Below are 12,096 nucleotides of genomic sequence, written 5' to 3' on the forward strand. Positions count from 1 at the left end.
TATGAAAAATTCACGTCGCAGTTTCCTTCAACAAACAACGGCCCTGGCTGGCGGGGCGCTTATATTACCGTCTCTGGGGATCCAGCCCTGGGGCATTCCAGAACAGTGTCTGCAGCCGACAAGATCAATATCGGCGCTATCGGCATCAATGGTATGGGCTGGGCGGACCTGAGGGCCGCACTGAAGCAGCCCGGGGTGAATGTCGTGGCGCTGTGTGACGTGGACAAGAACGTGCTGGACCGGCGGATGAAGGAATTGGCAGATATGCAGGTGGACACCAGCGCCATCAAGACCTACGGCGATTACCGCCAGCTGCTGGAGCGGAAGGATATCGACGCGGTGATCATCGGGACACCGGATCACTGGCATGCGCTGATCATGATCGAAGCGTGTCAGGCGGGAAAGGACGTGTATGTAGAGAAGCCAGTGGGTAATTCCATCGGGGAGTGCCGGGCGATGATCGCAGCGCAGCAGAAGTACAATAGGGTGGTGCAGGTCGGACAGTGGCAGAGGAGCCAGCAGCATTTCAGGGATGCGGTCGATTTTGTCGGTACGGGACAGTTGGGAAATGTACGTACCGTCAAAGTGTGGTGCTACCAGGGTTGGATGAAGCCGGGGCCGGTGGTTCCCGATTCCGATCCCCCGCGGGAGTGGACTATGCGATGTGGCTGGGGCCGGCTCAGACGCGGCCTTTTAACTCCAGCCGGTTTCATTTCAATTTCCGGTGGTTCTGGGACTATGCGGGAGGATTGATGACTGACTGGGGCGTACACCTGCTGGACTATGGCCTGCTGGGGATGAAGGCGGAGGCACCGAAGACGATTGCGGCGCTCGGGGGTAATTTCGCATATCCGGACCTGTATGAGGAGACGCCGGATACGCTGACGACGCTGTATGAGTTCGACAAGTTCAATCTGGTCTGGGATCACGCGATGGGTATCGATAATGGATCGTATGGCAGGGATCACGGGATCGCCTATATCGGCAATAACGGAACGCTGGTGCTTAGCCGTCAGGGTTGGGAAGTTATCGAGGAAAAGCAGGGCAAGAACAAGGTAAGCAAGCCCTGGGCGGCCGTGGCAGACAACGGCCTGGAGAATCATATGGCCAATTTTATCAGTGTCGTGAGGAGCCGTAAAATGGAGGAACTGCGTTGTTCGGTGCAGGAGGCTTCGCATGTGGCGACGGTGGCGCAGATGGGCAATATCAGTCTGAGAAGCGGGGAACGGCTGAGCTGGGACAGGGAGGCGGGGAAGTTTACCGACGGGAAGGTGAATAAAAAATATCTGATGAAGGAATACCACAATGGGTACAGATTGCCAAGCATTTAGAGGCTTAAAGGGGTGTGATTTCGGCCCCTATAGGGTAGGATTGCGACGTTTGCAAGTTGTCCTTAGGAAGTTAAGTATTTTATAACAATTTGTCCTAATGTCTTGTTAAACCAGGCCGGTATGACCGTTTGTCCGGAGTTACCTCAAAATTTTCTCTCATTTTTGCCGTTTAACAATTAAACTTTAGGAACCCCATATGAAGAAACTCGCTGCTGTAGTAGTCATTGTACTTGGATGCAGGGTGGCCAGGTGCCAGGATGTGACCGGAGGGGTTAGCCCGATGGTTAGGGATTCAAATGTCGTTGTGGTGAGTAGAGATACGATCCGGGAGGTGAGTATGGCAACGGGCTGGGGGTCGAAGGCGGATACGGTTCCCCGTTTCAACTGGAGTCAGGGGCTGCCGGCGTGGAAGCAGCCATTCCCTTATAAGTCGTTTTTGTTCCGGCGGTGATGATCGCCTATGGTGCGACGGCTGTGCATAACGGCACGCTGCAGAAGTTCAACGGATCTTTGAAGGAACAGGTCTGGGAGGACAATCGGCACAGCAAGACGCATATCGACAATTTTCTGATGTTTAGCCCTGCGCTGGCCGTTTATGGGCTGAATGCGCTGGGTATCCATGGTCAGCATAATTTTAAGGACAGGACGATGATCTATCTGCTGGCGAATGTGTTCGCGCAGGGGACTGTGTTCTCGGTAAAGGGTTGGACGCACGAGTTGAGGCCGGATGGATCGGACCGTATGTCATTCCCTTCTGGTCATACTGCGGAGGCTTTTGCTTCGGCGGAGTTTATGCGTCTGGAGTATAAGGACGTGTCACCGTGGTATGGTGTTGCGGGCTATGCGCTGGCTACGGCGACGGGCGCGCTGCGGATGTATAACAATGCGCACTGGTTCAGCGATGTGGTCGCGGGGGCCGGGGTCGGTATCGCGTCGACTCGTCTTGCCTACTGGCTGTATCCGAAGATGCAGCACTGGTTCGGAAAGAAAGAGACCGACGAGCGGGGGCCGGTAACGATGCTGACGCCTACGTACCAGAATGGAGCTGTCGGTCTCTCGTATATTAAAGTGTTCTAGACGGGGAGTTTGCCCCGCGTTAGTTCTTCCCTATCGCATATTGGATGCCTGCAAGGACGTGGTGCAGGAACAGCGGGTCTGCCCATGAAGCGTCGGTATGACCGAAGCCGGTGTAGAATGACCTGCCGCCTTCGAACTCGTGGTACCAGGCAATGGGGTGGTTGTCGCCGTTGGCGCCGCCGGTGTAGGATGTCTCATCCAGCTTTAAAAGTACTTTGATGCCGGGGTTGTAGTATTTGTAGTTGTACAGCTCGTCGAAATGTGTCCAGGGATCGGGGATGCCCTGGGTAGCGGGATTGTCCTTGTCGACGACGGCGACTTTGGCCTCCTGTTGTTTCGGGTGGGACTTAAAATAACCGCCCACGAGGTCGCCGTACCACTGCCAGTTATACTCACAGTCCGCTGCGGCGTGAATGCCGACGAAGCCGTGTCCGGCGTGTATATAATCCTGAAGGGCCTTCTCTTCATCGGGGCCGAATACCTTGCCGGTGGGGTCCAGGAAGATGAGTGCGGCGTATTTCTTCAACGTTTTTTTACGGAACTGGAGCGAGTCTGTGGTGGTATCCACCAGGAAGCCGTTCTCTGCGCCGAGTTTTTTGATGGCTTCGATGCCGGTTGCGATGCTGGCGTGGTGATAGCCATTTGTTTTGGAGAAGATGAGTATTCTCGGCTGGCTTTTGTGGTGTGCCGCTGTGAAGGCGGTGCTGATGATAAGGAGGGTCAGGACCGCGGTCGCTATTTTTTTCATGGCAAATATTTATTAAAAAAATCCCGGGCTTTGGGCCCGGGATCATGTGTTATTTTTTGAGGGTCATGATGTAGGTGATGATGGTCTTGATGTCGTCAGCTTTCATTGCAGGATGGGGAGTCATCGGAACTGTTCCCCAAACGCCGCTGCCGCCGGAGATGACTTTTTAACGAGGCGGTCGATGGTAGTGTCGGCTGCCGGAGCATATTTGGCTGCTACGTCGCTGTAGGCGGGTCCGATGGAGGCGCCGCTGGACTCTTTCTGTACGCGGTGGCAGGTGGTACAGTCGCTGCCGGCGATCAGTTCGAGGGCCTTGTCGCTGGTAGCTGAGCTGGCTGGTGCAGGCGTGGTGCTGGGGGCAGCGGCTGCAGTGTCTTTGTTTTCGGTAGCTTTGGTTTCTCCGTTATTCCCACAGGCGGCCATGAGAACGGCGGCCGACAGGACTACTGCTAATTTTTTGCTCATAGTATTCTAATTTGATGTATATGTGCCGGAGATTCACTCTTCCAAATATTAGCGAACCTCCGGCAAAGCGCTAATAATTGTCTTTCAGACGAAGCCCTCCCAGGGCTTCCTTTGAAGCGGTTCGAAATTAGCTCAAACCGAGCACTTTGCGGTTAAAATTTTCGTCGCTTCCGGTGCCTGCGAAGTCGTCGAAGGCGCGTTCGGTGACGCGGATGATATGGTCTTTTATAAACGGTGCGCCTTCGCGGGCTCCGTCTTCGGGGTGTTTGAGGGCGCATTCCCATTCGAGTACGGCCCATCCTTTATAGTCGTACTGGGTGAGTTTGCTGAAGATGCCTTTGAAGTCGACCTGTCCGTCGCCGAGCGAGCGGAAGCGGCCTGCGCGGTTGACCCAGCTCTGGTAGCCGCCGTAGACGCCCTGTTTGCCGGTGGGGTTGAATTCCGCGTCCTTTACGTGGAACATGCGGATCCTTTCGTGATAGTTGTCGATGAATTCGAGATAGTTGAGGCACTGGAGTACGAAATGGGAAGGGTCGTAGAGGAGGCAGGCTCTGGGGTGGTTGCCGGTATGTTCGAGGAACATTTCGTAGGTGATGCCGTCGTGGAGGTCCTCTCCGGGGTGCAGCTCGTAGCAGACGTCTACTCCGTATTTGTCAAATTCGTTGAGGATCGGCATCCAGCGGGCGGCGAGTTCTTTAAAGCCGGTCTCCACCAGGCCTGCGGGGCGCTGGGGCCATGGATAGACCGTGGGCCAGAGGAGGGCTCCGCTGAAGCTGGCGTGGGCGTTGAGCCCCAGGTTGGCGGAGGCTTTGGCTGCGTATTTCAATTGTTGGACGGCCCATTCCTGTCTTGCTTTGGGGTTGTTGTGGACGGCTGCCGGGGCGAAGCCGTCAAAGAGAGCGTCATAGGCGGGGTGGACGGCGACCAGTTGTCCCTGCAGGTGGGTAGAGAGTTCGGTGATCTGCAGGCCTGCAGCGTTGACGATGCCTTTTATTTCGTCGGCGTAGGTCTTGCTTTCGGCGGCTTTCTGCAGGTCGATGACGCGTCCGTCCCAACTGGGTATTTGTACGCCGATATAGCCGAGTCCTGCGGCCCATTTGCAGATATTGGCGAGATTGTTAAAGGGTGGTTGGTCGCCCAGGAACTGGGCGAGGAATATGCCGGGGCCTTTGATAGTGGTCATAAGACAATGTTTTTTAGTTGTTGTGTTCGCGTTATTGAGGGATTTCGAAAAATGTCCATTTCTCCATGCTTTCGTTGCTGCGAATGACGTTGTCGATGAAGGCCATTCCGCGGACGCCTTCTTCGACGGTGGGAAAGTCCTTTTCTTCCGGAGTGGGCTGTCTGCCTTCGAGTTTGGCGGAAAGCGTCAGCGCGAAATTCCGGTATAGGTTGGCAAAGGCTTCGAGGTATCCTTCGGGGTGGCCGCCGGGCGTACGGGAATTGTGTTTGGCATAGGTCGAGAGCCATGGCTGACCGGCGCGGTAGATCTGGGTGGGCTGGTCGAGCCATTTTACCAACAGCGTATTGGGTTCCTGCTGGGCCCATTCGAGGCCGCCGTTCTCACCGTAGACGCGTATTTTGAGGGCGTTCTCTTCTCCTGCTGCGACCTGGGAGGCGACGAGTATGCCCGTAGCGCCGTTGTCAAAGCGCAGGAGGACGTTGCCGTCGTCGTCGAGCGCGCGACCTTCCACCATGATGCTGAGGTCGGCGCAGAGTTGTTTGATCTGCAGGCCGGAGATATATTCGGCCAGGTGTGCGGCGTGTGTGCCGATATCGCCCATGGCGCCTGCTTTTCCCGAACGGGATGGGTCGGTGCGCCACTCGGCCTGTTTGCTGCCGTCTTTTTCGGAGAGTCGGCTGAGCCAGCCCTGGGGATATTCCACGTAGATCTTGCGGATCTTTCCAAAGGCGCCTTCCTTCACCATCTGACGGGCCTGTTTTACCATGGGGTAACCGGCATAGGTGTGGGTGAGGCAGAGGAGGAGTCCGGTCTGCTCTACTTTCTTTTTAGCAGGATCGCTTCATCGAGGGAGAAGGTCATGGGTTTTTCGATGACCACGTGAAAACCGTTGTCGAGCGCCATCATTGCGGGAGCGAAGTGGGCGTGGTTGGGGGTCACGATAGCGACGAAGTCCATTCTCTGGCCGGCCGGCAGGCCTGCTTCTTTCCGGATCATCTCTTCGTAGGACAGGTAGACGCGGTCGGAGGGAAGGAAAAGGTCCTTGCCGGACTGGCGGGCGTTCTCTGGACTGCTGCTGAATGCCCCGCAGACCAGTTCGATGAGTCCGTCCATATTGGCGGCGATGCGGTGAACGGCGCCGATGAAGGCGTTGCGGCCGCCGCCAATCATTCCCATTCTTAGCTTTCTATTCATGATGATAAATAATTAATTTAAATATGAAGTGGAGGATTTTTCGGGTGATCGCAATTTAGGCGGTTTTTTTAATATAAATCGATTACATTTAAGCAATAAAAAAACGATTTTGCCATGACTTCAACCTCTGCCATTCAACGTAACAAACTTTTTGTCTCGAGTTGTCTTGCGCTGCTGGTAACTTCTCTTTCCTTCGGGATCCGTGCGGGTGTTCTGAATGACCAGGGTGTTATTTACCATCTCAATGCGTCTCAGTTGGGGACTATTGCGGCTACTGCCTTCTGGGGTTTTCCTCTCGCTATTATCATTGGCGGATTTGTGGTGGATATCATTGGCATGAAGAAGCTGCTGGTCTCGGCTTTTGTATTTCACCTGCTGGGGATCCTGCTCACGATATTTGCAAACGGGTACTGGACGCTCTTTTTGTCCACCTTATTAATAGGGATAGCAAACGGTACTGTGGAGGCTGCCTGCAATCCGCTGGTGGCGTCGCTGTATACGGAGAACAAGACGACGAAGCTGAATCATTTCCACCTGTGGTTTCCCGCGGGCATTGTGATTGGTACGCTGGTCGTATTTGCGTTGAATTCGCTGCTCGCCAGCGGGCAGGCCGTACGTCCAGAATGGCTGTTGCGGGTAGAAGTTGCGGTGATGCTGCTCCTGACGCTCATTTATGGTTATCTGTTCTCGAAGCTGAAGTTCCCTGTGACAGAGCGTGTGGCTGCGGGTGTGAGCACGGGAGATATGTATAAGGCGCTTTTTAATCCATTGTTCTTTTTTATGATCGTCTGTATGTTCGGGACGGCGATAACCGAACTGTTCACGAATCAGTGGACCGACGTACTGTTCAAGACGGTTACCGACAATGCGATCCTGATCCTGACGTTCGTGGCGGGTGTGCAGGCGCTGGGGAGGGCTTTCGCGGCGCCTGTTGTTCACCGGCTGGCGCCTCAGGGAGTGCTGCTGATCTCGGCTATTCTCTCGGCCCTGGGGATCTATCTGCTGATACATCTTCATGGTTCGGCGATCTTTGGCGCGGCGATCATTTTTGGCCTTGGGGTAGCGTTCTTCTGGCCCTGCATGATCGGATTTGTAGCGGAGAATCTGCCGAGGACGGGCGCTGTGGGGCTGAACCTGATGGGTGGCGCGGGGATGTTCGGGGTATCGATCTATATGATGTTCATGGGCGGATACTACGACCAGCTGATGATCCAGAAACTGCCCCCAGGAGCTAGTTTGGATGCCTACAGAAGTGCGGCTCCCGGAACGGAGATGGCGAAGGCCTTTAATGATGCCCGGTCTGCGGCGGGGCCGGAGGTGCTGAGCACGACAATGGTAATACCTGTAGTTTTGATAATTGCTTTTGCGGGTCTGGTGTTTTTCATGCGGAAACGTAAAAAGGAAGACATATTAATTGCGCCGGGAATGCAGAATCTTTCGTAATTTCCTTTTTTGTTTTACCTGTTGACCTGATCAATTATGTCTAATCAACCCTCGAGACGTCTTGCTATAAAAAATATTGTTGCGGGCACTGCGGCCCTTGGAACAGCGGGACTTTCTTCTCTCAATGCATCGGCAGCGACCAAAACCAGCGAAAACGTGAAATTAAAAGGTAATATCAATCACTCCGTATGCCGGTGGTGCTACGGAGATATTCCATTGGATGATCTTTGTATTGGGGTAAAGAAGATCGGTTTCAGCGCGATCGATCTGGTCGGTCCAAAGGAATGGCCGACGCTGCAGAGCCACGGTATTTTTTCTTCAATGTGTAACGGCGCGGAGATCAGTCTTACCAAGGGCTGGAATCATGTCGAGTATCACCCCACGCTGATCAGGAGTTATCTGGAGCATATTGATCTGGTGGCTAAGGCCGGGTACAAGAATCTCATCTGTTTTAGCGGCAACCGGGAAGGCATGGATGACGAGACCGGGCTGAAGAACTGTGTGGATGGTCTGAAGCAGATACTCAAGCTGGCGGAAGAAAAAGGAGTGGTCATCCAGATGGAGCTGTTGAACAGCAAGGTCAACCATAAAGACCAGATGTGCGACAATACCAAATGGGGGATCGAGCTGGTGAAGCGGATCGGGTCTGAGAATTTCAAGCTGTTGTACGATATTTATCATATGCAGATCGATGAAGGGGATGTGATCCACACGATCAATGACGGGCACCAGTATTTCGGGCATTATCATACCGGAGGGGTGCCGGGAAGGCACGAGATCGACGAGACGCAGGAGCTGCATTATCCGGCCATTATGAGGGCGATCGTGGCGACGGGGTATAAGGGGTTTGTGGCGCAGGAGTTCATTCCTTCGTGGCCGGACAAGCTGAAGGCGCTGAAGGCCGGGGTGAAGATCTGTGATGTCTAATTTAACACTAAACAAAAATAGCTAACGATTATGGCTGACAACACGTATGATGCGATCGTCATTGGGTCCGGGATCAGTGGCGGCTGGGCTGCAAAGGAACTTACGGAGAAGGGGCTGAAGGTAATCATGCTGGAGCGGGGACGGAATATCGAGCATATCAAGGACTATGTGAATGCAAATAAGGAAGCCTGGGATTATCCTCACCACGGCCGGGCGACAGAACAGATGAAGAAGGATTACCCGGTACTGAAGAGAGACTATCCGCTGAATGAAACTAATCTCGACTACTGGGTGAAGGACAGCGAGTGTCCCTACACCGAGACCAAGCGTTTTGACTGGTTCAGGGGCTATCATGTCGGCGGGCGTTCGCTGATGTGGGGGCGTCAGAGCTATCGGTGGAGCGATTTTCAGTTCGAAGCGAATGCCAAAGAGGGCATCGGGATCGACTGGCCTGTGCGGTATAAGGAGATCGAGTCGTGGTATACCTATGTAGAGAAGTTTGCCGGTATCAGCGGATCGAATGAGAACATTCCGCATTTGCCGAACAGCCATTTTCTTCCGCCGTATGATATGACCTGTGTGGAGAAGGATGTTTCTGCGCGGCTGAAGGAGCACTATAAGGGAATGCGCCAGATGATCATTGGCCGGGTGGCCAATATCACGGTGCCTCACGGGGCCGGCCGGGTTGTCAGTTCCGTAACAAGTGCTGGCTGGGCTGTCCGTTCGGCGGCTATTTCAGCACGCAGTCTTCGACGCTGCCCGCGGCGATGAAGACGGGCAATCTGACGCTGCGTCCGTGGTCGATCGTTACGAAGATCCTTTATGACAAGGACACGAAGAAGGCGACCGGAGTGGAAGTGCTGGATGCGGAGACGAACCAGACGTATACGTACAAGGCAAAGATCGTCTTTTTGAATGCGTCGACGCTGAACAGCGCATGGATCATGATGAACTCCGCCACGGATATATGGCCCGACGGGCTGGGCAGCAGCAAGTGGCGAGCTGGGGCATAACCTGATGGACCATCATCTGGGAGTTGGCGCGAGTGGCCGGGTTGACGGGTATGAAGACAAATATGTGTATGGACGCCGTGCGAACGGAATTTATATCCCGCAGTTCAGGAATATCAACGGCGACAAGCGGGACTACCTGCGCGGTTTTGGCTACCAGGGTGGTGGTCTGCGGGCCGGATACGAGCATATGCCGGTGGCGGAATACAGCATCGGGAAAGAGTACAAGGAGTCGCTGACGGAGCCGGGTCCCTGGATGATGAATATCGGCGGATTTGGCGAGATCCTGCCTTATCATGAGAACAAGGTAACGCTGGACAAGACGAAGAAGGATAAGTGGGGATTGAATGTCCTGAATATAGACTGCGAGCTGAAGGAGAACGAGCTGAAGATGCGTAAGGATATGGAAGCCGACGCTGTCGAGATGCTGGAAGCCGCGGGTGTGAAGGATGTGAAGAGCCGGAGCGACAATCCCTTCCCCGGCCGTGGGATCCACGAGATGGGTACGGCCCGTATGGGGAAGGACCCGAAGACCTCGGTACTCAATTCTTTCAACCAGGTATGGGACGCGAAGAACGTGTTTGTTACGGACGGGTCTTTCATGACTTCTGCGAACTGTGTCAATCCTTCGCTTACCTATATGGCCTTTACGGCGAGGGCGGTGGATCATGCGGTCAGCGAACTAAAAAAAGGGAATTTATAAATCATCAATCATTAAAAGATATTTTATGAATAGAAGAGATGCGATCGCCCGGGTGAGCCTCCCTGCTGGGCGGAGCCATACTGGGTACAGAAGCTTTTCTTTCGGGCTGTACCAATGCCCCCGACAAGAAGATCGGCGGGGTAGGTGCGAATTTTTCCAACGATGATATCGCTTTCTTTGACCAGATAGCGGAGACTATCCTGCCTAAGACGGATACTCCGGGTGCGAAGGAGGCGAAGGTCGGGGAGTTCATGGCCCGGATCGTAAAGGATTGCTATACCGATAAAGACCAAAAAGTCTTTTTGGACGGTATGCAGGCATTGAACGACGCCAGCCAGAAGAAGAATGGCAAGTCCTTTATGGACAGTACGCCGGAGCAGCAGCACGACCTCCTGGTCGATCTGGACAAGGAGCAGAAGGCCTATATGGATAAGAAGGGTAAGGATGATCCTTCGCACTATTTCCGGATGATGAAGGAGTTGACCCTCTGGGGGTATTTTACTTCTGAGCAGGGGGCGACGAAGGCGCTGCGTTATGTGGCTGTGCCGGGGAAATGGGAAGGATGCATTGACTATAAGAAGGGGGATAAGGCCTGGGCTACGACTTAGAATAATAAGAAATGAATGATATGTTGATGGCGCCGTCAGGCGCCATTTTTTTGGGCGGATGGGGTAGGGCCTATTTTTTGGTGACTTTGGAAAAGTCTTTGGAGATGCGGCTTTTGATGATGCCGGTGGTATCGGTGCCGTCGGGACGGGTGAGCCTGACCGTGAATTCGCATATATAATAGGCCTGTTCCTCGAACCAGGAGACCTCTTCCATTTTGAATTTGAGCGGCGGGGCACCGGCGGGCTGTTCTTTTTGGAGGTATTCGGTCATGGTCTTTTCGAGGTTGTCTTTTACTTGCTCACGAGTAAGTTTGCGTTCGCAGGCGCTTAGAATAACGGTGATGGCAATGCAGCCGGGCAGCAGTAGACGAAGTGGGTTCATTTAAGATTGAATTTAATAAAATTGAGGCATTTGGCGGATGGAATAAAAAAGTGCAAGAAAATGTTAAAATAATATTAGTTTTAGAGAACATAAACGATGTAGTTTCACATATTGAATAATGTCACGGCTTCATCAGCTATGTAAAAACATTTTTTGCTTATGCCATTCAAAACTAACTCCCTTCTACGGGTATGCCTGCTCGCATGCCTAGTCCTATCCGGGTTTAATTTGTTCGCTCAAACCAAAAAGGTTACAGGTAAAGTTGTCGGAACTGCTGACAAGCAGCCGGTCATTGGCGCTACTGTCCAGGTGAAGGGCGGTAAGGCCGCCGTTCAGACTGGTCCCGACGGCAGCTTTGTGATCGATGCGGGCGACAGAAGCACCCTGGTCATCTCATCGGTGGGGTATGAGAAATTTGAGATCCCTGTTGCGGGTCGTACCGATCTCGGAGCAATATCGCTGGCCACTGCCAATACTGCCTTAAATGAGATCGTTGTAACGGGTTATTCCGCACAGAAGAAAAAGACATCACCGGGTCGGTTGCGGTGGTGGATGTTAAAAGTCTGAAGTCGGTGCCGGGCGGTACTTCCGAGTCGCTGTTGCAGGGCCAGGCTTCGGGTGTGAACGTCGTCAACTCGGGCGTCCCAGGGGTGGCAGCAACGTCAGGATCCGGGGTATCACGTCGTTCGGGAACTCCGATCCGCTGGTTGTGGTCGACGGTGTTCAGATCCCCGGCGGTCTACATGATCTCAATGTAAATGACATCGAGTCGATCCAGGTGCTGAAGGATGCCGGTGCGGCCGCCATTTATGGTGTTCGGGGTTCTAACGGCGTAATCGTGGTCACCACGAAGAAAGGCCGTCAGGGCAAGGCTGTGATCACTTACGATGGTTATGTCGGTACCCAGCGGCCCCTGAGCGGCAATCCTTTTAATATTGCCAATACGCAGGAGACGGCCAACGCGATCTGGAAGGAATTTGCCAATTCCCCGCTATTCCGCTGAATCCCAGCAACTACAAGAATAG

General features: G+C 53.7%; 17 protein-coding genes and 1 pseudogene. 11 read left to right on the top strand and 7 right to left on the bottom strand.

Annotated features, from left to right (window positions below; all coding sequences use genetic code 11):
• The first annotated feature begins 1 nt into the window (after position 1).
• From ACQ86N_RS08555 to ACQ86N_RS08575, 5 genes are all read left to right on the top strand, one after another.
• Complete coding sequence (locus ACQ86N_RS08555) at positions 2–172, top strand: twin-arginine translocation signal domain-containing protein (RefSeq protein ID WP_431214790.1); 171 nt, start codon at positions 2–4, stop codon at positions 170–172.
• Positions 106–753, top strand: coding sequence for a Gfo/Idh/MocA family protein (locus tag ACQ86N_RS08560; RefSeq protein ID WP_431214791.1), 648 nt, complete (start codon positions 106–108; stop codon positions 751–753). Before ACQ86N_RS08555 ends, ACQ86N_RS08560 begins: the two co-directional genes overlap by 67 nt.
• On the top strand, positions 651–1,331 hold the full coding sequence (locus tag ACQ86N_RS08565; RefSeq protein ID WP_431214792.1) for a hypothetical protein: 681 nt from the start codon (positions 651–653) through the stop codon (positions 1,329–1,331). Before ACQ86N_RS08560 ends, ACQ86N_RS08565 begins: the two co-directional genes overlap by 103 nt.
• Before the next feature lie 196 nt (positions 1,332–1,527).
• Complete coding sequence (locus ACQ86N_RS08570; RefSeq protein WP_431214793.1) at positions 1,528–1,782, top strand: hypothetical protein; 255 nt, start codon at positions 1,528–1,530, stop codon at positions 1,780–1,782.
• A complete protein-coding gene (locus ACQ86N_RS08575) occupies positions 1,782–2,408 on the top strand; it encodes a phosphatase PAP2 family protein (RefSeq protein WP_431214794.1) in 627 nt (208 codons plus the stop codon). The genes ACQ86N_RS08570 and ACQ86N_RS08575 overlap by 1 nt, the downstream gene beginning before the upstream one ends.
• 19 nt (positions 2,409–2,427) lie before the next feature.
• On the opposite strand, the gene ACQ86N_RS08580 is transcribed toward ACQ86N_RS08575, so the two are convergent.
• The 5 genes from ACQ86N_RS08580 to ACQ86N_RS08600 all read right to left on the bottom strand — a co-directional run bounded on the left by ACQ86N_RS08580 (position 2,428) and on the right by ACQ86N_RS08600 (position 5,998).
• Complete coding sequence (locus ACQ86N_RS08580) at positions 2,428–3,156, bottom strand: ThuA domain-containing protein (protein ID WP_431214795.1); 729 nt, start codon at positions 3,154–3,156, stop codon at positions 2,428–2,430.
• Positions 3,157–3,276: 120 nt separating this feature from the next.
• The gene (locus ACQ86N_RS08585; RefSeq protein ID WP_431214796.1) at positions 3,277–3,621 is read right to left on the bottom strand and encodes a c-type cytochrome; all 345 of its coding nucleotides are present in this window, start codon (positions 3,619–3,621) and stop codon (positions 3,277–3,279) included.
• A 127-nt stretch (positions 3,622–3,748) separates the two neighbouring features.
• On the bottom strand, positions 3,749–4,804 hold the full coding sequence (locus tag ACQ86N_RS08590; protein ID WP_431214797.1) for a sugar phosphate isomerase/epimerase family protein: 1,056 nt from the start codon (positions 4,802–4,804) through the stop codon (positions 3,749–3,751).
• A 31-nt stretch (positions 4,805–4,835) separates the two neighbouring features.
• A complete protein-coding gene (locus ACQ86N_RS08595; protein ID WP_431214798.1) occupies positions 4,836–5,570 on the bottom strand; it encodes a Gfo/Idh/MocA family protein in 735 nt (244 codons plus the stop codon).
• Positions 5,571–5,620: 50 nt separating this feature from the next.
• A complete protein-coding gene (locus tag ACQ86N_RS08600; protein ID WP_431214799.1) occupies positions 5,621–5,998 on the bottom strand; it encodes a Gfo/Idh/MocA family protein in 378 nt (125 codons plus the stop codon).
• 114 nt (positions 5,999–6,112) lie between these two features.
• Between ACQ86N_RS08600 and ACQ86N_RS08605 the strand changes: the two genes are divergently transcribed.
• From ACQ86N_RS08605 to ACQ86N_RS08615, 3 genes and pseudogenes are all read left to right on the top strand, one after another.
• Positions 6,113–7,441 (top strand): MFS transporter, encoded by a 1,329-nt coding sequence (locus ACQ86N_RS08605; protein ID WP_431214800.1) that lies wholly within the window; start codon positions 6,113–6,115, stop codon positions 7,439–7,441.
• Positions 7,442–7,597: 156 nt separating this feature from the next.
• A complete protein-coding gene (locus tag ACQ86N_RS08610) occupies positions 7,598–8,368 on the top strand; it encodes a hydroxypyruvate isomerase family protein (protein ID WP_431214801.1) in 771 nt (256 codons plus the stop codon).
• Positions 8,369–8,398: 30 nt separating this feature from the next.
• Positions 8,399–10,081: pseudogene (locus ACQ86N_RS08615) on the top strand (GMC oxidoreductase).
• Positions 10,082–10,104: 23 nt separating this feature from the next.
• On the opposite strand, the gene ACQ86N_RS08620 reads toward ACQ86N_RS08615, so the two are convergent.
• Positions 10,105–10,374, bottom strand: a complete 270-nt coding sequence (locus ACQ86N_RS08620) for a hypothetical protein (RefSeq protein ID WP_431214802.1) — start codon at positions 10,372–10,374, stop codon at positions 10,105–10,107.
• Between ACQ86N_RS08620 and ACQ86N_RS08625 the strand changes: the two genes are divergently transcribed.
• Positions 10,282–10,689 carry a gluconate 2-dehydrogenase subunit 3 family protein gene (locus ACQ86N_RS08625; RefSeq protein ID WP_431217326.1) on the top strand — a complete coding sequence of 136 codons (408 nt, stop codon included), beginning with the start codon at positions 10,282–10,284 and terminating at the stop codon, positions 10,687–10,689. The two genes, ACQ86N_RS08620 and ACQ86N_RS08625, sit on opposite strands and share 93 nt — an antisense overlap.
• A gap of 70 nt (positions 10,690–10,759) precedes the next feature.
• On the opposite strand, the gene ACQ86N_RS08630 is transcribed toward ACQ86N_RS08625, so the two are convergent.
• The gene (locus ACQ86N_RS08630) at positions 10,760–11,071 is read right to left on the bottom strand and encodes a hypothetical protein (protein WP_431214803.1); all 312 of its coding nucleotides are present in this window, start codon (positions 11,069–11,071) and stop codon (positions 10,760–10,762) included.
• Positions 11,072–11,299: 228 nt separating this feature from the next.
• Here ACQ86N_RS08630 and ACQ86N_RS08635 point away from each other — a divergent pair, with 228 nt between their 5' ends.
• Positions 11,300–11,638 carry a carboxypeptidase-like regulatory domain-containing protein gene (locus ACQ86N_RS08635; RefSeq protein ID WP_431214804.1) on the top strand — a complete coding sequence of 113 codons (339 nt, stop codon included), beginning with the start codon at positions 11,300–11,302 and terminating at the stop codon, positions 11,636–11,638.
• Between the two features lie 109 nt (positions 11,639–11,747).
• Positions 11,748–12,074 carry a TonB-dependent receptor plug domain-containing protein gene (locus tag ACQ86N_RS08640; protein ID WP_431217327.1) on the top strand — a complete coding sequence of 109 codons (327 nt, stop codon included), beginning with the start codon at positions 11,748–11,750 and terminating at the stop codon, positions 12,072–12,074.
• Positions 12,075–12,096: the final 22 nt, after the last annotated feature.

The sequence above is a fragment of the Puia sp. P3 genome (assembly GCF_050632245.1).
Classification (GTDB): Bacteria; Bacteroidota; Bacteroidia; order Chitinophagales; family Chitinophagaceae; genus Puia.

Coding starts and splice junctions, on each gene's coding strand:
- ACQ86N_RS08570 (WP_431214793.1), top strand. CDS start 1,528: ATGAAGAAACTCGCTGCTGTAGTAGTCATTGTACTTGGATGCAGGGTG.
- ACQ86N_RS08575 (WP_431214794.1), top strand. CDS start 1,782: ATGATCGCCTATGGTGCGACGGCTGTGCATAACGGCACGCTGCAGAAG.
- ACQ86N_RS08590 (WP_431214797.1), bottom strand. CDS start 4,804: ATGACCACTATCAAAGGCCCCGGCATATTCCTCGCCCAGTTCCTGGGC.
- ACQ86N_RS08605 (WP_431214800.1), top strand. CDS start 6,113: ATGACTTCAACCTCTGCCATTCAACGTAACAAACTTTTTGTCTCGAGT.
- ACQ86N_RS08580 (WP_431214795.1), bottom strand. CDS start 3,156: ATGAAAAAAATAGCGACCGCGGTCCTGACCCTCCTTATCATCAGCACC.
- ACQ86N_RS08585 (WP_431214796.1), bottom strand. CDS start 3,621: ATGAGCAAAAAATTAGCAGTAGTCCTGTCGGCCGCCGTTCTCATGGCC.
- ACQ86N_RS08600 (WP_431214799.1), bottom strand. CDS start 5,998: ATGAATAGAAAGCTAAGAATGGGAATGATTGGCGGCGGCCGCAACGCC.
- ACQ86N_RS08555 (WP_431214790.1), top strand. CDS start 2: ATGAAAAATTCACGTCGCAGTTTCCTTCAACAAACAACGGCCCTGGCT.
- ACQ86N_RS08630 (WP_431214803.1), bottom strand. CDS start 11,071: ATGAACCCACTTCGTCTACTGCTGCCCGGCTGCATTGCCATCACCGTT.
- ACQ86N_RS08595 (WP_431214798.1), bottom strand. CDS start 5,570: ATGGTAAAACAGGCCCGTCAGATGGTGAAGGAAGGCGCCTTTGGAAAG.